Source organism: Candidatus Eisenbacteria bacterium, assembly GCA_020847735.1.
Taxonomy (GTDB): Bacteria; Eisenbacteria; RBG-16-71-46; order RBG-16-71-46; family RBG-16-71-46; genus CAIXRL01.
Window position 1 is genome coordinate 39,413 of the sequence record JADLBL010000025.1, and the last position, 15,125, is coordinate 54,537.

Annotated in this window: 16 protein-coding genes; 2 read left to right on the forward strand and 14 right to left on the reverse strand. The window is 72.7% G+C overall.

Translation table 11 applies throughout. The annotated features are described in order from the left end of the window. Window positions 1-34: 34 nt before the first annotated feature. The 11 genes from IT347_13975 to IT347_14025 form a co-directional block, all read right to left on the reverse strand. Complete coding sequence (locus IT347_13975; protein ID MCC6350689.1) at window positions 35-292, reverse strand: DUF2249 domain-containing protein; 258 nt, start codon at window positions 290-292, stop codon at window positions 35-37. After that, window positions 264-1,025, reverse strand: coding sequence for a hypothetical protein (locus IT347_13980; GenBank protein MCC6350690.1), 762 nt, complete (start codon window positions 1,023-1,025; stop codon window positions 264-266). Before IT347_13980 ends, IT347_13975 begins: the two co-directional genes overlap by 29 nt. Then, on the reverse strand, window positions 1,022-2,128 hold the full coding sequence (locus IT347_13985; protein MCC6350691.1) for a DUF2249 domain-containing protein: 1,107 nt from the start codon (window positions 2,126-2,128) through the stop codon (window positions 1,022-1,024). Before IT347_13985 ends, IT347_13980 begins: the two co-directional genes overlap by 4 nt. Next, on the reverse strand, window positions 2,122-2,433 hold the full coding sequence (locus IT347_13990) for a metal-sulfur cluster assembly factor (protein MCC6350692.1): 312 nt from the start codon (window positions 2,431-2,433) through the stop codon (window positions 2,122-2,124). Before IT347_13990 ends, IT347_13985 begins: the two co-directional genes overlap by 7 nt. Continuing rightward, window positions 2,430-3,755, reverse strand: coding sequence for a hypothetical protein (locus IT347_13995; GenBank protein ID MCC6350693.1), 1,326 nt, complete (start codon window positions 3,753-3,755; stop codon window positions 2,430-2,432). The genes IT347_13990 and IT347_13995 overlap by 4 nt, the downstream gene beginning before the upstream one ends. Further along, window positions 3,752-4,837, reverse strand: a complete 1,086-nt coding sequence (locus tag IT347_14000) for an Mrp/NBP35 family ATP-binding protein (GenBank protein ID MCC6350694.1) — start codon at window positions 4,835-4,837, stop codon at window positions 3,752-3,754. Before IT347_14000 ends, IT347_13995 begins: the two co-directional genes overlap by 4 nt. Then, a complete protein-coding gene (gene ric / locus IT347_14005; GenBank protein ID MCC6350695.1) occupies window positions 4,837-5,610 on the reverse strand; it encodes an iron-sulfur cluster repair di-iron protein in 774 nt (257 codons plus the stop codon). Before ric ends, IT347_14000 begins: the two co-directional genes overlap by 1 nt. A 182-nt stretch (window positions 5,611-5,792) precedes the next feature. Then, window positions 5,793-6,707 (reverse strand): pseudouridine-5'-phosphate glycosidase, encoded by a 915-nt coding sequence (locus IT347_14010; protein MCC6350696.1) that lies wholly within the window; start codon window positions 6,705-6,707, stop codon window positions 5,793-5,795. Next, the gene (locus tag IT347_14015; protein ID MCC6350697.1) at window positions 6,704-7,621 is read right to left on the reverse strand and encodes a hypothetical protein; all 918 of its coding nucleotides are present in this window, start codon (window positions 7,619-7,621) and stop codon (window positions 6,704-6,706) included. Before IT347_14015 ends, IT347_14010 begins: the two co-directional genes overlap by 4 nt. 88 nt (window positions 7,622-7,709) lie before the next feature. Next, on the reverse strand, window positions 7,710-8,531 hold the full coding sequence (locus tag IT347_14020) for a BtpA/SgcQ family protein (GenBank protein ID MCC6350698.1): 822 nt from the start codon (window positions 8,529-8,531) through the stop codon (window positions 7,710-7,712). Between the two features lie 98 nt (window positions 8,532-8,629). Continuing rightward, window positions 8,630-9,823 carry a dienelactone hydrolase family protein gene (locus IT347_14025; GenBank protein ID MCC6350699.1) on the reverse strand — a complete coding sequence of 398 codons (1,194 nt, stop codon included), beginning with the start codon at window positions 9,821-9,823 and terminating at the stop codon, window positions 8,630-8,632. Between the two features lie 173 nt (window positions 9,824-9,996). On the opposite strand from IT347_14025, the gene IT347_14030 reads away from it, so the two are divergent. Further along, window positions 9,997-10,779, forward strand: a complete 783-nt coding sequence (locus IT347_14030; protein MCC6350700.1) for a dienelactone hydrolase family protein — start codon at window positions 9,997-9,999, stop codon at window positions 10,777-10,779. A 6-nt stretch (window positions 10,780-10,785) separates the two neighbouring features. On the opposite strand, the gene IT347_14035 is transcribed toward IT347_14030, so the two are convergent. The 3 genes from IT347_14035 to IT347_14045 form a co-directional block, all read right to left on the reverse strand. After that, window positions 10,786-12,573, reverse strand: coding sequence for a UbiD family decarboxylase (locus IT347_14035; GenBank protein ID MCC6350701.1), 1,788 nt, complete (start codon window positions 12,571-12,573; stop codon window positions 10,786-10,788). After that, the gene (locus IT347_14040) at window positions 12,570-13,124 is read right to left on the reverse strand and encodes a UbiX family flavin prenyltransferase (protein MCC6350702.1); all 555 of its coding nucleotides are present in this window, start codon (window positions 13,122-13,124) and stop codon (window positions 12,570-12,572) included. Before IT347_14040 ends, IT347_14035 begins: the two co-directional genes overlap by 4 nt. Window positions 13,125-13,296: 172 nt before the next feature. Further along, window positions 13,297-14,202 (reverse strand): 4-hydroxybenzoate octaprenyltransferase, encoded by a 906-nt coding sequence (locus IT347_14045; GenBank protein ID MCC6350703.1) that lies wholly within the window; start codon window positions 14,200-14,202, stop codon window positions 13,297-13,299. Window positions 14,203-14,406: 204 nt separating this feature from the next. On the opposite strand from IT347_14045, the gene IT347_14050 reads away from it, so the two are divergent. Beyond that, window positions 14,407-15,045, forward strand: a complete 639-nt coding sequence (locus tag IT347_14050) for a hypothetical protein (protein MCC6350704.1) — start codon at window positions 14,407-14,409, stop codon at window positions 15,043-15,045. Window positions 15,046-15,125 lie beyond the last annotated feature (80 nt).

The following is a 15,125-nucleotide window of genomic DNA, read 5'->3' on the forward strand; positions in this document are numbered from 1 at the left end:
CGCCCGATCTGGTCATTCCGCGGAACACGTCTCTTCACCCGCGAGGATCGGCCACTCGCGCTTCGATCTTCAGCACGTGCACCCGCCATATCTCTGGCCCTGACGAAAGATATTCGAAGCGGAACGCATCGTCACCGCGTGTCGCCTTGAGGGTGTAGTACATGCACTGCGGGTCATGGTCGACGGTCAGTTCGAGCGTGTCGCCCTCGGCCATTCGATCATACGAGCCCATGATCAGTTCGAACCGATGCCTGGGCTCGACCTCACGGACGTCGAGTTGAACAATGCCCATCGTTCCCTCCGGTTCGAGTCGCGAGGCGGCTCATGTCCACCAGGCGCGGTTCGGCGGTCCTGCTTCCACATCCCCAGCCACCTCCGCGGCCGAGCCAGGCCTGCCAGGCGGCCCGGTGGCGCTCGGAAGTCGGCGTCAACACGAACGTGCCTTCGTAGCCGGCCAGCGCGAGATATCCGGTCATCTCGCCGATGCCGAGGCCTTCCTGAAGCTGGGCCTCCGGCCCTCCACCATGAAGGCGCACGTGCGTCAGCCGGATGCCGAACTCGGCGACCAGCACTCGGGCGATGGTGCCCGGAGGCGCCGTCGCCGGTTCCGCGTCCCAGGCCAGGTCCAGTCCCGCCTCCACGGCGCGTCGCGCCTCAACCATCGGTTCGGGTCCGCGAACGACGAAGGCCACGGCGGCCCCCTCGGCCGCGGCCCAGGCGCCCCAGCGGAGCCGGACCTGCGACTCCCACGAGGCGTCGAGAAGCAGCGGTGCTTCGAGGAGCTTCGCCAGGGTCACGAGGCGATCGTCCTTCGGCGGCGAAGTCACGCGATAGCCGCCGATTTCCACTCCCTCGCGCCGGGCGCGCCCGGCCGCCGTCGCGGCGCCGGCGAGATCCTCCGGCGCCACGCCGTGGGCGTCACCCGCGCGCAGCTCGAGCCCCGAGAGTCCGCGGCGGCGCACCGCCATCAGCAGCTCTTCGAGGCCGGCCCCGGGTGCGACGGCCGAGCACAGTCCCAGCCTCATGAGCTCGCCGGCTTCCCGATCTCGACCCGCCACACCTGCGGACCTTCCTCCAGGTAGGTCCAGCGGAACTGGTCCTTGTGCTCGTACTCGAACTGATAGCGAAGCGGAAGCGGATCGTGGTCGTTCAGCAGGATGAACGCTTCCCCGGGTCCGAGGGCGGCGAAGGTCTGGAAGATCGTCGGATGCTTCTCGCGGGGCGGAATGATGCGCACGTCGAGCGTCTTGGTCGCGGACATGTTCGACTCCGTGATGGGTGGGGTGGGGTTGCCGGGGGCCTGGGCCGCGGCCCGCCGGATGAACACGCGCACGAGGTCGCGCGACTGCTCCCGGACCTCGTACGTGAAGCCGCGCTCGTCGAGCTGCGGCAGGAGGAAGCGCGGGATGCGCGAGTTGATCTGGACCAGCGTGCGGCCGTCCGGGAGCGTCTCGAGCGCCTCGAGCGTGCGCACCATGGGCTCGGGCGGCTCGAGTCCGCGAACGTCGAGGAAAACCACGTCCGCCGCCGGCTCCGTTTCGGCCCCGCCCGGGACGCGATCCGCCGGAGGGGCCGACGTCGCCGGCGCGGCCCGTTGCCCGGCGTCCGCTGGGTAGAACCACACCCGCCAGTCGTCCTCGGCGAGCCGCTCGGAGTGATGAGCGAAGCCCTGGCTCGCCATGACCGCGTAGAGCGGGACCGGTTCGAAGATGGCCCGGAGGCACAGCGCGCCCCCTTCGGGCACTTCGCGCCGCGCCGCCATGATCAGGCTGAAGGGCTCGCGGCCCGCCCGCAGTTCGTCACGCACGTCGAGCTGCCTGACCTTCGCTTCGGGGATCGCGGCCAGTGCGGAGGGCTGAGCGCTCCCCTCCGGCGTCGCCGCGGCGGCGGCCCCGTGGCCATCGCGCGTCTGGTGACCGGCATCGCCGTTCAGGCGCGCCAGCAGCGCGTCCGGTTCGAGCCCGGCCATCTGCGCGACCTGCTCCACCGTGAGCAGGCCGGCCATCACCTTTCGCATGCTCGGATTGCGCAGCTTCTCGAGGGTCGGCGAGAGGGGCGCCAGCACTTCGATCAGGCCCTCGTCGCGGCGGAGCAACTCGCGCACCGTATCGGTTCCTCGGATCACCATGCGCCCTCCTGGATCATTCCCGGATGCCAGCGGGGATCCCAGACCAGCTGGGGTTCGACCCGCTCGACGCCCGGCACCGCCGACACCGCGTTGAGGATGCCGTTCCGGATGTGCTCCTCCATCGGGCAGCCGGGCGTCGTCAGGGTATGGATTACGGTCACTTCACCGCCGCGCACCTGAAGGTCGTAGACCAATCCCATGGTCACGATGTCGAGCCCGACCTCGGGATCGATCACCGTGCGTAGCGCGTCCCAGACCACCGGGTCGAGGGTCCCGGCCGCGGGCGATTCGAGTTCTTCACTCATGCGGGTCTCCTGCGGGCGAGTCGGTACATCTGAGCCGTCTCGATCAGCACCCCGGCTCCGAACACCAGCGCCGCCGAGCGAACCACCAGGGCGGCGCCGAGAAGGATGCCCGCCGCGAGGCCCAGGACGCCGAACGCGAGCATGGCTCCGGCAGCGCTGGCGGTCGGCGCATGGAAGAGGTCGGCGACTTTCGGCACCGGTCGCCGGCCGGCGAGCGGGCCGAAGCGGTGGAACCAGACGAGAAAGGGAACGATCTTGTAGAAGAGCGCGGCCACGAACACGCTGATGCCGCCGACGAGCACGAGCACGTAGGCCGTCGCGAGCTGCGGGCCGGCCCACCCCGCGACCACCGGAACCGCGAGCACGAGCCCGAGCGCCAGGATCCCCAGCGCGATCGCCGCGAGCCGCATGCCCGGGTCGAGCGAGGGCCGGATCCGCTTTCGGTACTGGCGCGCGGCCTGGACGAGGAAGCAGGCCAGTCCTCCGCCCATCAGGAGCGCGGGCAGCCATCGCCCGAGAACGAGCGGGCCGTGATGGAACGCCACGAGGGCCGCCGCGCCGGCGGCGAGGAGCGCGGCGGCGGCGCCCGGCAGGACCTCGCCCGCGCCATGGCTCAGGAGGAACATCGGCAGGAGGTGGTCCGCGACGCCCACGATCACGAGCAGCACCCACCCGCCCAGCGCGACGTGGAGGTGCATGCCCACCGTGTCGAAGCGGGCCGCTCCCAGGTAGCCCCACCGCAGATCGCCCGCGAGCGTCACCCCGAGCACGAGCGTGACGGCGAGGAAGAACGCGGCGCCGCTCAGCGCCCACCAGGTCATTCCCCGCCGGCTCGCCGCGGCGAGCGAGGCGGCCAGGTTCCCGATGAAGATGAGGAGCGCCGCGGCCAGGCCGACGGCGCCGCTCATCAGCGCGCCCGTATGGCCCAGGAGCAGGCCGGCCACGAACAGCGGCAGGCCGATCACGTGGATCAGCAGGCTCGCGTAGGCGAGACGGACCGAGCGGATCGGCTGGCCGAGAGCGACGGGCAGGAACTGGTAGAGCGCGCCCATGATGGACGTCGTGATCCAGCCGAGCGTGAACAGGTGCGCCACCGCGATGACCCGGGGCGACGGAAACCCTCCGACCGCGAACTGGTCGGCGAAGCCCACGAGCCCTGCCGCGCCCAGCACGAGGAAGCCCAGCGCGGCGGTGAAGTGCGCGCCGGGAAGCAGGAACGGCGGCGCGGCGACGCCCGTCATTCCCATCGCCCCCGGCGTGGCGGCCCTGAAGGCCGCGCTCGCGGTGCCGCCGCCCAGGGCGCGCGCGGTTCCGCGCGTCACTGGACCGCCGCCGGCCTGGGCGCCGGCTCCTCATCGGTTCGAGTCAGCGCCTCCGCCACCCGGGCCGCGATGCCCCGAAAGGCTTCGGCCGTCGGCGTCGCTCGCGACGGCCGCACCGCGGGCTCGCCGCAGTCGCCATCGGTCACCGTCGCTTCCTCGAACGGCACCTCGCCGAGCAGCGGAACGCCGGCCTCGCGCGCCAGCTTCGCGCCGCCTCCCGCGCCGAACGGATGCGAACGCCGCCCGCACGAGCACGACGCGTACGCCATGTTCTCCACGACGCCGAGCAGCGGCACCCCGAGCTTACGGAACATCTCGATCGCCTTGGCGGCCTCGAGCACCGCCAGCCGCTGCGGCGTGGTCACCACGACCGCCCCGTCCACGACGATGGACTGGGCGAGCGAGAGCGGGACATCACCCGTGCCCGGCGGCAGGTCCACCACGAGCACGTCGAGCTCCGGCCACAGGACCCCGCGCGAGAGCTGCTTCATCGTCTTGGCGACGACCGGGCCGCGCCAGATCACCGGCGACTCGGCGCCCAGGAAGAAGCCGAACGAGACGACCCGGAGCCCGAGCGCCTCGAGCGGGATGATCAGCTTCTGTTCGCTGAGGCGGACCTGACGCGCCCCGTCCTCGAGTCCAACCAGGACGGGAACGGAGGGGCCATAGATGTCCGCATCGAGGATGCCGACGCGGAGGCCTTCCGACTGGAGGGCCATCGCCAGGTTCACGGCCACGGTGCTCTTGCCGACGCCACCCTTGCCGGCCCCCACCGCGACGACGCGCCGCACGTTGGGCAGGCGTCCGCGGTCGGCCCACGGGTCTCCGGCCAGCTTGCTCTGGCCGGGGGTGAGAATCTGCACTTCCGTCCCCAGGGAGCCCGCCTGCCGGAGCCGCTCGCGGATCGCCGTTCGCAGGAGCTCGGGCACGTCCGCGCGTGCCGTGGACAGGGCCAGCGAAACGTGGACCCGGTCGTTGTTCACCATGACCGCGCGGACGATCCCGAGCGCGACGATGTCGCGCCCGAGCCCCGGGTACGAAACCTCGGAGAGCGCGGCGCGAACCGCCGCCTCGGTCAGCATCAACCGCTCCGGGCACCCGTCCGGTCGTGCGCGGGCGCGCTCGACACGGCCGCCGCACCGCGGGCCCATCGGGCACGGGCCCTGGGAAAGAGAATGTTGTTCTCGAGGTGCACGTGCCGGTGCAGGTCTTCTTCGAACTCCTTGAGGAGCGCGAAGGTGGCCGTGTACGTGCTGCACGCATCCGAAGGAGGCACGTAGTGATCCGTGACCTCCCGGAGGCGCCGCGCCAGGGCGCCCGCGTGTGCGTGGTCGTCCTCCAGCGTCTCGATCAGCGCGCCGGGCCGGGCCCGCTGCGCGGCATCGCCGCCCGCCGGTTCGTCCAGCCGGGAGATCAGCGGGAAGAGGCGACTCTCTTCGTCGAGCATGTGCTTTTCCAGATCGTCCGCGAGATCCGACGCCAGTCGCTCGACCTCGTGCAACTCGGGGTGCCTCTGGCCGTGCACCCTGGAGATCGTCGCCGTCCACTGGCGAAGGTGCGGAATCATGCGGCGGACGTTGGCGTGATGCGTGGTCACGATGTGGTCGGTGAGCCGCCCGAGGCTCCACCCACGGGGATCGGGGCGCTGCGGATCCGACCTCCCCAGTGCGGCCAGCGCCTGGCCCACGGCCTCAGGCTGGACGCCGGCCTCCGCGCACGCGCGCGCGACCGAGCGGTCACCGCCGCAGCAGAAGTCGATTCCGAACTCCGCGAAGACCGCTGCCCGAGCGTAGTCCTCGGCGACCAGTTCGCCGACCGTGCGGTCGAAGGACACCGTTGTCCGTTCGCTTCCCATGTGTGTGCACTCCCGTCCGGCGGACGCCCGGGCGCTCGAACTCGTCGCGCGCGGGACCGCCCGCAACCACGGGGAAGATGGCGGCTTTAATCATTATTGTCAAGACAAAAACCATGATAATAGCCGAAGCGCCATCCCGCCGCTCGCGAGGGGTCGGAGCGCCCCGCCGGATGGGCGGGCTTCTACCGCGCGCGGCGCAGCGCCGCCGCGAGCCTCGCGGCGACGCGGGCGTTGTTGCGCAGCAGCGCGAGGTTCGCGCGCACGCTCTCGCCGCCAGTGATCGCGCGCATGCGATCGAGCAGGAACGGCGTCACGGCGCGGCCGCGGACGCCTTCGCGGGCCGCGGCGTCGAGGGCCTCGTGCAGGGCGCGCGTGTAGAGCTCGGCGGGCATCTGCTCGGCCTCGGGGATCGGGTTGGCGACCAGCACCCCGCCCGGCAGGCCGAGCGAGAAGTGTGTCCGCACGGCCTCGGCCAGCGCCTCGACCGACTCGAAGCTTTCGTCCACGGGCAGTCCGCTGTCGCGCCGGTAGAAGGCCGGGAACTCCCGCGTGCCCAGGCCCAGCACCGGCACGCCCAGCGTCTCGAGCATCTCCACCGTGCGGGGCAGATCGAGGATCGCCTTGGCGCCGGCGCACACGACCGCGACGGGCAGGCGCGAGAGCGCGGTCAGGTCGGCGCTCACGTCGCCGGTCTCGGCGGCATCGCGATGCACGCCGCCGATGCCGCCGGTGGCGAACACGGCGATGCCGGCGCGGTGCGCGGCGAACATCGTCGCCGCCACCGTGGTCGAACCGGGCCCGCCGGCGACGAGCACCGCGGCCAGGTTCGAGAGGTTGAGCTTGGCGACGCCGGGCGCGGCCGCGAGCCGCTCCAGCTCGGCGCGTGTGAGTCCGATGCGCACGCGGCCGTCGAGCACGCCGATCGTGGCGGGCACCGCACCGGCCCCGCGCACGTCGGCTTCCAGTTGCAACGCGGCCCTCATGCCGTCGGGGTGCGGCAGGCCGTGCGTCACCACGGTCGTCTCGAGCGCGACGACGGGTCGGTTGCCGGCGAGCGCCCGGGCCACCTGGTCCGAGAACGCGAGCCACTCGTTCATGCGTGCGCCTCCTGCCCGAACCACTCGCGCAACCGCGCGGCCGCGGCCGGCGGCGTGGCGGCGAGCAGGCCGTCGGGACCCCAGTCCTCGATCGCGAAGCTCGCGGTCACGACGCCGCGGCGCAGGCAATCCGCGAGCGGCAGGCCGCGCAGGTGGGCGAGCAGGAAACCGGCGGCGAACGCGTCGCCCGCCCCGGTCGGATCCACGACGCCGTGCGTGCGGGCGCCCCAGTCGTGAAGCCGGTCCTCGCGCACGTCGTAGAGCAGCCCGCCCTTCAGGCCGCGCTTGAACGCGACGAACCGCAGCCGCCCGAGGCCGCCGGCCAGCCGCCGCAGCGCGCGGTGCGGGTCGGTCTGCGCGTCCTCGAGCCGCAGCTCGTCCTCGCTCGGGAAGAACGCGTCCGCGTGCGCGAGCGTTTCGCGCCAGCGCGGCAGCGTGGACTCGGTCACGATCTCGTGCGGGTCCACCGAGACGAACGCGCCCCCGGCGCCCAGCCGCTCGGCGAGGTCCGACTGCCGGGCGATCGGCATGGGCGCGAGGTGGAACGCCTTCGCCGTCCGCCACGCTTGAGGCACGTCGTCGTACTCGGGCGAGACTTCCTCGTGCGAGGGCACGCCGAGGCGGTGAACGATCCGGCGCACGCGGCCTTCATAAAGGAGCCACGTCCGAACGCCTCCGCGGCCGAGGCGGCGGATCCCGTCGGTCGCGACGCCGCGCGCGCGTAGCCGTTCGAGCGCCTGCTCGGGGTAGTCGTCGCCCTGCAGGCTCACGCAGCCGGCGCGAGCGCCCCACAGCGATGCGCCGAGCGAAGCGTAGAGCATCGCGCCGCCCGCCTGTCCCATGCGCGTGCGGCCGTCGGGAAAGACGACGTCGTCCACCAGCAGGTTGCCGAGCAGGACCAGGTCCGGCGTCATGCGCGCGCGCTCCCGTGGGGTGCCGCGCGCCCCCGGCAATCGTTCACATCCGCGCGCCTCGGTGCGCGGCGGCCGATCCCGCCCCGCATCACGCGCCGGGCCCGAGCGCCACGAACGCGGCCGCCACCGCGCGAACCGCGTCGCGGTCGAGCGGGTTCGACCACACGCCACGCTGCTTCACCGACGAGCCGACGATGAAACCGTGCGCGGGCGTGTAGAGCGCGAGGTTCGCGGCGGTGAGCCCCGAGCCGACGAGCACGGGCGTGGTCACCGCGGCCGCGACGGCCGCGACGTCGCCCGGCTCCGCGGGTTCTCCGGTCGCCCCGCCCGTCACCACGACGCCGTCGGCGAGGAAGAACTCCGCGGCTTTCGCGGTCTCGGCGAGCGAGACGTCCGCGGTGAGCGCGTGCGAGGAGTGCTTCTTCTTGACGTCGGCGAAGACATTCACGCGCTCGGCGCCGATCGCGCGGCGGAAGCGCAGCAGCTCGCCCGCGTCGGCGGCGATCACGCCCTCGTCGGCGACGTGGGCGAACACGAAGCCTTCGACGCGTACGAACTCGGCGCCGCACGCGTGCGCGACCGCGATCGCCTGGCGGTTCGCGCCGGCCAGCACCTGAAACCCGAGCGGCAGCGGCACCTCGCGCTTCACCTCGCGGCCGATCGCGGTCAGCGCCGCGACGATCTCGGGGCCCGCGTCGCGCCTGAGGTACGGCCGGTCGTGCATGTTCTCGATCATGAGCGCCGTGAAGCCCGCTTCGCGATAGACGCGCGCCTCGGCGACCGCATCCTGCACGAGCTTGTCCACGCCGTGGTGCGCCGCGGGCGTGCCCGGCAGCGCGCCGACGTGAATCATCCCGATCAGCGCGCGCGGCGCGCCAAACGTCTGGCGGAAGGCGTCGAGGGTATTCATCGGCGGGAAGCTATCGCGGACCCTTCCTGAACCGCCAGCCGGTGGCGGCGGGCGGGCGCGCGCATTCGGCCGGGCATGTGGAAACGTCGGGGCGCTCGTCAGCGCGCGGACGGCACCAGGCGCGGCGGCGCGGGCGGCAGGCCGCTCTCGCGGCGCGCCCACGCGAACAGCGTGTCGAGCGCCGCGGGCGAAACGCGGGGGAAATCGAAGGGCTCGCCGCGCCGGGGCTTCAGCCGCAGGGCGTCGTCCGCGCGCGGAACGACTTCGATCCGCGCCGGCCGGCCGCCGCGGGCCAGCGCCTCGCGCACCCGGGCGGCGCCCTCGCGGGCCAGCACGTCGCCCCGCTCGCCGAAGAAGACCAGCGCGGGCGAGGCGATCGCCGCCCACGGCGCGGCAGGGTCGGCGTGCGCTTCCCGCTTCGCCCACTCCGGCACGCCGCGCCGGCCGTGGGCTTGCTCGAGGGGCACGCCCGGCGGCGAGACCGCGACCACGAACGCCGTTCGGACGCGCGCGGCGACGCGCGGCGCGAGCAGCGCCCCGCGCCCGATCCCGACGAGCCCGACGCGCTTCGCGTCCACACCAGGGCGGCGACGCAGGAACTCCATCGCCTCGACGGCGTCCAGTTCGAGGTCGGCGAGCGCGACGTTCGCGTCGCCCGCCGACGCGCCCTGCCCGCGCGAATCGAAGACGAGCGCGACGAAGCCGGCGCGCGCGAAGCGGTCCGCCAGTTCGAGACCATCGCCGCGCGTGCCGTGCTCGCCGCCGAGCACGAGGACCGCCGGGCTCACGAGCGAATCGCGCGGCGCGATCAGCGTGCCCGCGAGCGACACCGACCCACCGGCGAAACGCACCGTGTCCACCGCGAGGGTGTCCGGCCTCCTCGCGACGCGGCGCAGTCCGAGGCGCGGAAGCGTGTTGCGGTTGAGCGTGAAGGGCAGCGGACCTCCCGAGAGCACGCCCGAGAGGACGTCGCGGCGGAACCAGCCGTCGAAGAGCATGGTCCCACCGCCGACCGGCAGTCGGAAGCGTACCTTGGGCGAGCGGAACTCGAACGCCTCGACCGGTTGGTCGCGAACCAGCATCGCCGGCAGGCTGACGCGCGCGGCGGGCCGGCCGTCGCGCAGCTCGATGTCGAGGTCCACCGGCATCGTCTCGTCGCGGTAGGCGACGCTTCCCTCGTAGTGACCGGCCAGCGCCTCGGGCGTCTGCACGTCACGCGGTCCGCAGCCGGCGAGGAAGGCGAGAGCCGCCGCGAGCGGCAGCAGCTGGGCCAAGCGAAGACGCGCGGTCATGCCCGGCACTCTGCGGCGGGGCCGCACGGCCGCGCAAGCGGGCCAGGCGGGATCGTGACGCATCCGGGCGACCTCGACGCGGCTCCGCGCCGGCCGCGAAGGTGGCGCACCGGACATGCGGCGCGATAACTTCCGCACGAAGGCCGACCGCTCTCCACGAGGAGGAGTACGCCATGAGGAAGCTGCTGCCGCTGCTGCTCACGCTGACGATGGTGCCTGCTGTCGGAAGCGCGGCCGTGAAGACCGAACCCGTCGAATACCGCCAGGGCGACACCGTCCTGCAGGGCTGGCTCGCGTACGACGACGCGGTGAAGGAGAAGCGTCCCGGCGTGCTGCTCATTCACGACTGGATGGGCGTCACGGACCACCAGAAGTCCCAGGTCGAAAAGCTCGCGGCCCTCGGCTACGTGGCGCTCGCCGCCGACGTGTACGGCAAGGGCGTCCGGCCCGCGAATGCCACCGAGGCGGCCGCGGAGTCGGGCAGGCTCTACAAGAACCCCGTGCTGCTGCGCGCCCGCGCGCGCGCGGGGCTCGACTTCCTCGCCGGCCGTCCGCAGGTGGATGCGACGCGCCTGGCGGCGACCGGCTACTGCTTCGGCGGCTCCGGCGCGCTCGAACTGGCGCGCAGCGGAGCGCCGCTGCGCGCCGTCGTCACCTTCCATGGCACCCTCGACGCCCTGATGCCCGGCACGCCCGACGACCTCAAGGCCTCCGTGCTTACGCTGCACGGCGCCGACGATCCGTACGTGAAGCAGGAGGACGTCACGGCGTTCATGAACGAGATGCGCGCCGCGAAGGCGGACTGGGAGCTGATCCAGTACAGCGGCGCGGTGCACAGCTTCACCGACCCGCGCGCCGGCACCGACAACAGTAAAGGAGCGGCTTACAACGCGACCGCCGACCGCCGCTCGTGGGAGGCGATGAAGGATTTCCTCGCCGAGCGGCTCGCGAAGTAGGCGGCGCTACTCGCTGCTCCACCAGCCGTCCACGAGCGCGATCGTCTCGGGCGGGCTCGCGACCGGTTCCGGGTAGCCGTCCTTCCAGGTCGCGTCAATGCCGAGCGGCCCGCGGCAGGTGAGCCAGGCGCCGCGCGCCTCGACCGCCGCCGGCACGATGTCCCGCGCGCAGTCGAATCGGGTGAAGACGCCCCACAGCAGCATCTCGTCGTCGCCGAGCGGTACGTCGTCGCTGACCGCGACGACCAGCTTGCAGGCGGCGTACTCGGGGCGCCCCACCAGCGCCTCGACCACCGCGCGGCCTTCGCTTGCCACCTGCACGACGAGCAGCCCGCGGCTCACGAGCCGGTGGGCCTTCACGCGCGAATCGAACGCGCGCGGGTCGGGCACGCCGGCGAGCGGCGGTGACGGCGCGACGCCGGTGCCGGGAGAGTTGCCGGCCGAGCCGACCGGCCGCGCGTGGCTCTGCGCGTCGAACACCATCTTGCTCCCCAGGTTCATCACCCCGCTCGTGAAGTCGAGCGTGTCGAGCGGAACGCCGGGCACGAGCAGGAAATCCTCGGCCGGATCGAAGTTGCGCGCGAGCGCGTCGAACACCGCGCGGCGGTTGCGCGGGTTCACGTCGCCGTCCACGAGCACGACGACCTTGGTGAGCGACAGCTGTCCGGTGCCCAGCAGGCCGAGCGCGGTCTTCTTCGCCTCCTTCGCGAAGCGGTTCTCGACCGCGACGACGAGCAGGTTGTGGAAGCCGGCCTCGTAGTAGGCCCACAGGTCGGTGATCTCGGGATGGATCACCTTGAGCACGCCGGTGAACATCTCCTGCACGGCCTCGCCCATGTACCTGTCTTCCTGCGGCGGCTTGCCGACGACGCTCGCCTGGAAGATCGGCAGCGCGCGATGCGTGACGTCCCGGACGTGGAAGACGGGGAACGGCGCGGCGTGCGAGTAGTGGCCGAAGTGGTCGCCGAAGGGACCCTCGGTGCGCCGCTCGCCGGCGTGGACGACGCCCTCGATGACGAACTCGGCGTCGGCGGGCACGAGCATGTCGAGCGAACGGGCGCGGGCGAGGCGCGTGGGCGATCCGCGAAGGAACCCGGCGAAGGCCAGCTCGTCAATGCCCTCGGGCAGCGGCGCCACGGCCGCGAGCAGCGTGGCCGGGTCGGCGCCGACCGCGACCGCGACTTCGAGCCCGTTGCCCGCGGTCTCGGCGCGATGGAAGTGGAAGCCGCCGCCCTTGCCGATCTGCCAGTGCATGCCGGTCGTCCGCTCGTCGAAGACCTGCATGCGGTAGATGCCGAGGTTGCGTTTGCGCGTCTTCGGGTCCTCGGTGAAGACCAGCGGGAAGGTCACGAACCGGCCGCCGTCCCTGGGCCACAGTTGCAGGATCGGCAGCGCGGACAGGTTCGCACCGAGCGAGCGCTCCTGCGCGGGCCCGCGCTCGATGCGCGCGGGCCGGCTCGCGAGCACGCGCCCGGCGCTGCCGCGCAGCGCCCACAGGTCGCCCAGCGCCTTCGGGGGCAGCGCGTGGAAGATCTCCTCGATCTCGGCGCCGACGGCGCGCGCCTTGCGGCCGAGCGCCCACTCGATGCGGCGCTCGGCGGCGAGGACGTTGACCGCGAGCGGGAAGCGCGCGCCGCGCACGTTCTCGAACAGCAGCGCGGGGCCCTGCGCCTTCGCCTCGCGGCAGGCGATCTCGGTAACCTCGTAGCGCCAGTCCACCTCGCGCGTCACGCGCTTCAGGTCGCCCTTCGCCTCGCAGTGGTCGAGAAACTGGCGCAGCGTGCGGAAGCTCATTCCAGCTCGTCCTCGCGCCAGCCTTCGCCGGCAGGCTCGCCCAGCAGCGCCAGCAGCTTGTTCGTGAAGCCGGCGACGAGCTGATCGAGGTCGTGGGTCGCGCGGTAGTAGGGCAGCGAGATTGGCATGACGACGACGCCCTCGCGCGAGAGCTTCGCCATGTTCTCGAGCGCGATGGTGGACAGCGGGGTCTCGCGCACGCACAGCACGAGCCGCATTCGTTCCTTGAGCGCCACGGCCGCGGCGCGCGTGATGAGCGTGTCGGCGATTCCCACGGCGATCTTGGCGAGGGTGCTGACGCTGCACGGCACGACGACGAACGCGTCGTGGCGATTGGTGCCGCTTGAGAACGGCGCGGCGAGGTCGGAGTCGCGGAAGACCTTCGCCACATGGGATTCGAGGTCGGAGGGCGCGAGCGACATCTCGGCGTGCAGGACGTGGCGGGCCCAGTCGCTCATCACGAGGTATTTCTCGCCGGGGCAGCGGCGAACGAAGTCCACGCCATGAATGGCGCCGGAGGCGCCGGTCATGCCGATGAGGTAGCGGGCCACTAGGAGGATGCTCCGTCCGGTGCGTCGGGGTGAGCCCGACGGCGGCCCGCTCGGCTCGGCATCCTGCCTCGCTCTCGCTGCATCCACTCGCCGCTCCCGCCCTCCATGGCTCCGCGGCTCGTCGGACGCACCGCCGTCGGGCTCACCCCGACGCACCGGACGGAGCGCTTCATCACATTCCACCCCCCGCCATGCGGGCGGCGAGGGTCATCGCGAGGACGACCGCGCCGACCCAGACGTTGATCTTGAAGAAGGCGAGGTCCACGTGCTCGGCGAGGCGCTGCTCGAACGTGAGGAGCACGCAGGCGGCGGCGAAGCAGGCGACCGTGACGAGGCCCCACGGGGTCGCGAACGCGGCGGCGCGGCCGGCGATCGCGACGACGGCGCCGGCGAGCGCGGCCAGCGCGGCGAGGTGCAGGCTCCACGAGACGCGCAGGGCCTGCGCGCGGCCGAGCCATGCGACCATCGAGTGCAGGCCTTCCTCGCGGTCGAAGTCCTCGTCGAGCGTGGCGTAGATGATGTCGAAGCCGCTCACCCACGCGAACGCGAACGCGGCCAGCCACAGCGCCGGCTGCCAGCGCAGGAGGTCCGGATGGGCGGCCGCGTAGCCGGCGAGCGGCGAGAGCGCGAGCGCGGCGCCGACGCCCATGTGGCAGAGCGGCGTGAAGCGCTTGAGGTAGGGGTAGAGCGCGAACACCGCGAGCGGCACGACCGCGACCTTCAGGTACCACGCGCCGAGCGCCCAGCACGCCGCGAGATAGACGGTGACGCTGCCGGCGAGCAGCGCGATGCCCTCGGCGAGCTTCATTCGCCGGGCGGGCAGCTCGCGCACCTTCGTGCGCGGGTTGCGCGCGTCAATGTGCCGGTCAATGAGGCGGTTCAGGCTCATGCCCGCGGTGCGCGCGCCGACCGCCGCGAGCGCGATCAGCAGCCAGCGCGCGAGGCTCATGCGAGGGCCCGGCGCGCTGAAGACGCCCGCGAGGATGAGCGGCAGGGAAAAGAGCGTGTGCTCGAAGCGCACGAACGAGGCGTACGTGCGCAGTCGGCTGTCGGAGGTGGTGGTGGCGCTGGAGGTCATGGTCGGGGCCGGCCGCGGGAGCCGGCCGGACGGGTGAAGCTAAACGAGAAGGCCGTTCGGGGGAATGCGCTCCGCCCGGCCGGTCGTCGCCGCGGCGCACCCGAACCGTGCGCGGCATGCACACCCGGCGCCGGCCCGGCGTTTTCCCGCGCCCGGAAAATGCGCCAGCGGACCGGCCCGCGCGTTCGGCTATCCTCCGGCCCCATGCGTCCCCGCTCGCCCGCACTCACGCTGCTCGCCCTGCTGCTGGCCGGCGCGGCCTGGTCCGCCCCGCGGATTCCGGCCGTCGCGCCGCCGCCGTCGGCACGAGCGGGCGGCGAGTACGTGACCGCGCTGCCCGAGCTTCCCGCCGGCGTGGACGAGTGCGAGCTGCTGCTGCTGCCCGACGACGGCTCGGGGCGCGCGATTCGGCTGACGCCGGAGCGCGAGGCCGACGATGGCCCGCTCCGCTGGCGCATGCCGCGCGTTCACGCGAGTCGCGCGCGGCTGGTGCTGCGCGCGGGCGGGCGCTTCGGCGAGACCGAATCGGCGCCCTCGGAGTACTTCGCCATCGAGGCGGGCGCGCCGCAGGAGCCTGCCGAAGTCCTGCGGGGCGAAGCGGAGATCGCGTGGCATTTCGGCGAGGAAGGCGGCGGACGGGCTGAGGCGCTGCGGTCCTCGGGCGCCGCGTTCTTCGCCGGCGCCGCGCGCATGCACGCGAGCGCTCCGCGCCCTCGCGGGCCCCTCGCCGGCCTGCCCGAAGCCGGGCAGCAGGCGGGAGCGTTGCTCGAGGTCCCGAAGGAGTCCCCACCGCCCGCGCCGCCGACTTCGCGGCGGCCGGCGTTCGTCCCGCTCAGGAACTGAAGTCCGCACGAAACCCGCACCCTTCGAACCCGCCCGCCGCGCACCGCGTGGCCGGGCCGATTTCGTCTGGCGTTTCGTGA

Bases quoted from the DNA above. Each gene is read 5' to 3' on its own strand.
- IT347_13975 (MCC6350689.1), bottom strand. From the start codon at position 292: ATGGGCATTGTTCAACTCGACGTCCGTGAGGTCGAGCCCAGGCATCGG.
- IT347_13980 (MCC6350690.1), bottom strand. From the start codon at position 1,025: ATGAGGCTGGGACTGTGCTCGGCCGTCGCACCCGGGGCCGGCCTCGAA.
- IT347_13985 (MCC6350691.1), bottom strand. From the start codon at position 2,128: ATGGTGATCCGAGGAACCGATACGGTGCGCGAGTTGCTCCGCCGCGAC.
- IT347_13990 (MCC6350692.1), bottom strand. From the start codon at position 2,433: ATGAGTGAAGAACTCGAATCGCCCGCGGCCGGGACCCTCGACCCGGTG.
- IT347_14000 (MCC6350694.1), bottom strand. From the start codon at position 4,837: ATGCTGACCGAGGCGGCGGTTCGCGCCGCGCTCTCCGAGGTTTCGTAC.
- ric (MCC6350695.1), bottom strand. From the start codon at position 5,610: ATGGGAAGCGAACGGACAACGGTGTCCTTCGACCGCACGGTCGGCGAA.
- IT347_14010 (MCC6350696.1), bottom strand. From the start codon at position 6,707: ATGAACGAGTGGCTCGCGTTCTCGGACCAGGTGGCCCGGGCGCTCGCC.
- IT347_14015 (MCC6350697.1), bottom strand. From the start codon at position 7,621: ATGACGCCGGACCTGGTCCTGCTCGGCAACCTGCTGGTGGACGACGTC.
- IT347_14020 (MCC6350698.1), bottom strand. From the start codon at position 8,531: ATGAATACCCTCGACGCCTTCCGCCAGACGTTTGGCGCGCCGCGCGCG.
- IT347_14025 (MCC6350699.1), bottom strand. From the start codon at position 9,823: ATGACCGCGCGTCTTCGCTTGGCCCAGCTGCTGCCGCTCGCGGCGGCT.
- IT347_14030 (MCC6350700.1), top strand. From the start codon at position 9,997: ATGAGGAAGCTGCTGCCGCTGCTGCTCACGCTGACGATGGTGCCTGCT.
- IT347_14035 (MCC6350701.1), bottom strand. From the start codon at position 12,573: ATGAGCTTCCGCACGCTGCGCCAGTTTCTCGACCACTGCGAGGCGAAG.
- IT347_14045 (MCC6350703.1), bottom strand. From the start codon at position 14,202: ATGACCTCCAGCGCCACCACCACCTCCGACAGCCGACTGCGCACGTAC.
- IT347_14050 (MCC6350704.1), top strand. From the start codon at position 14,407: ATGCGTCCCCGCTCGCCCGCACTCACGCTGCTCGCCCTGCTGCTGGCC.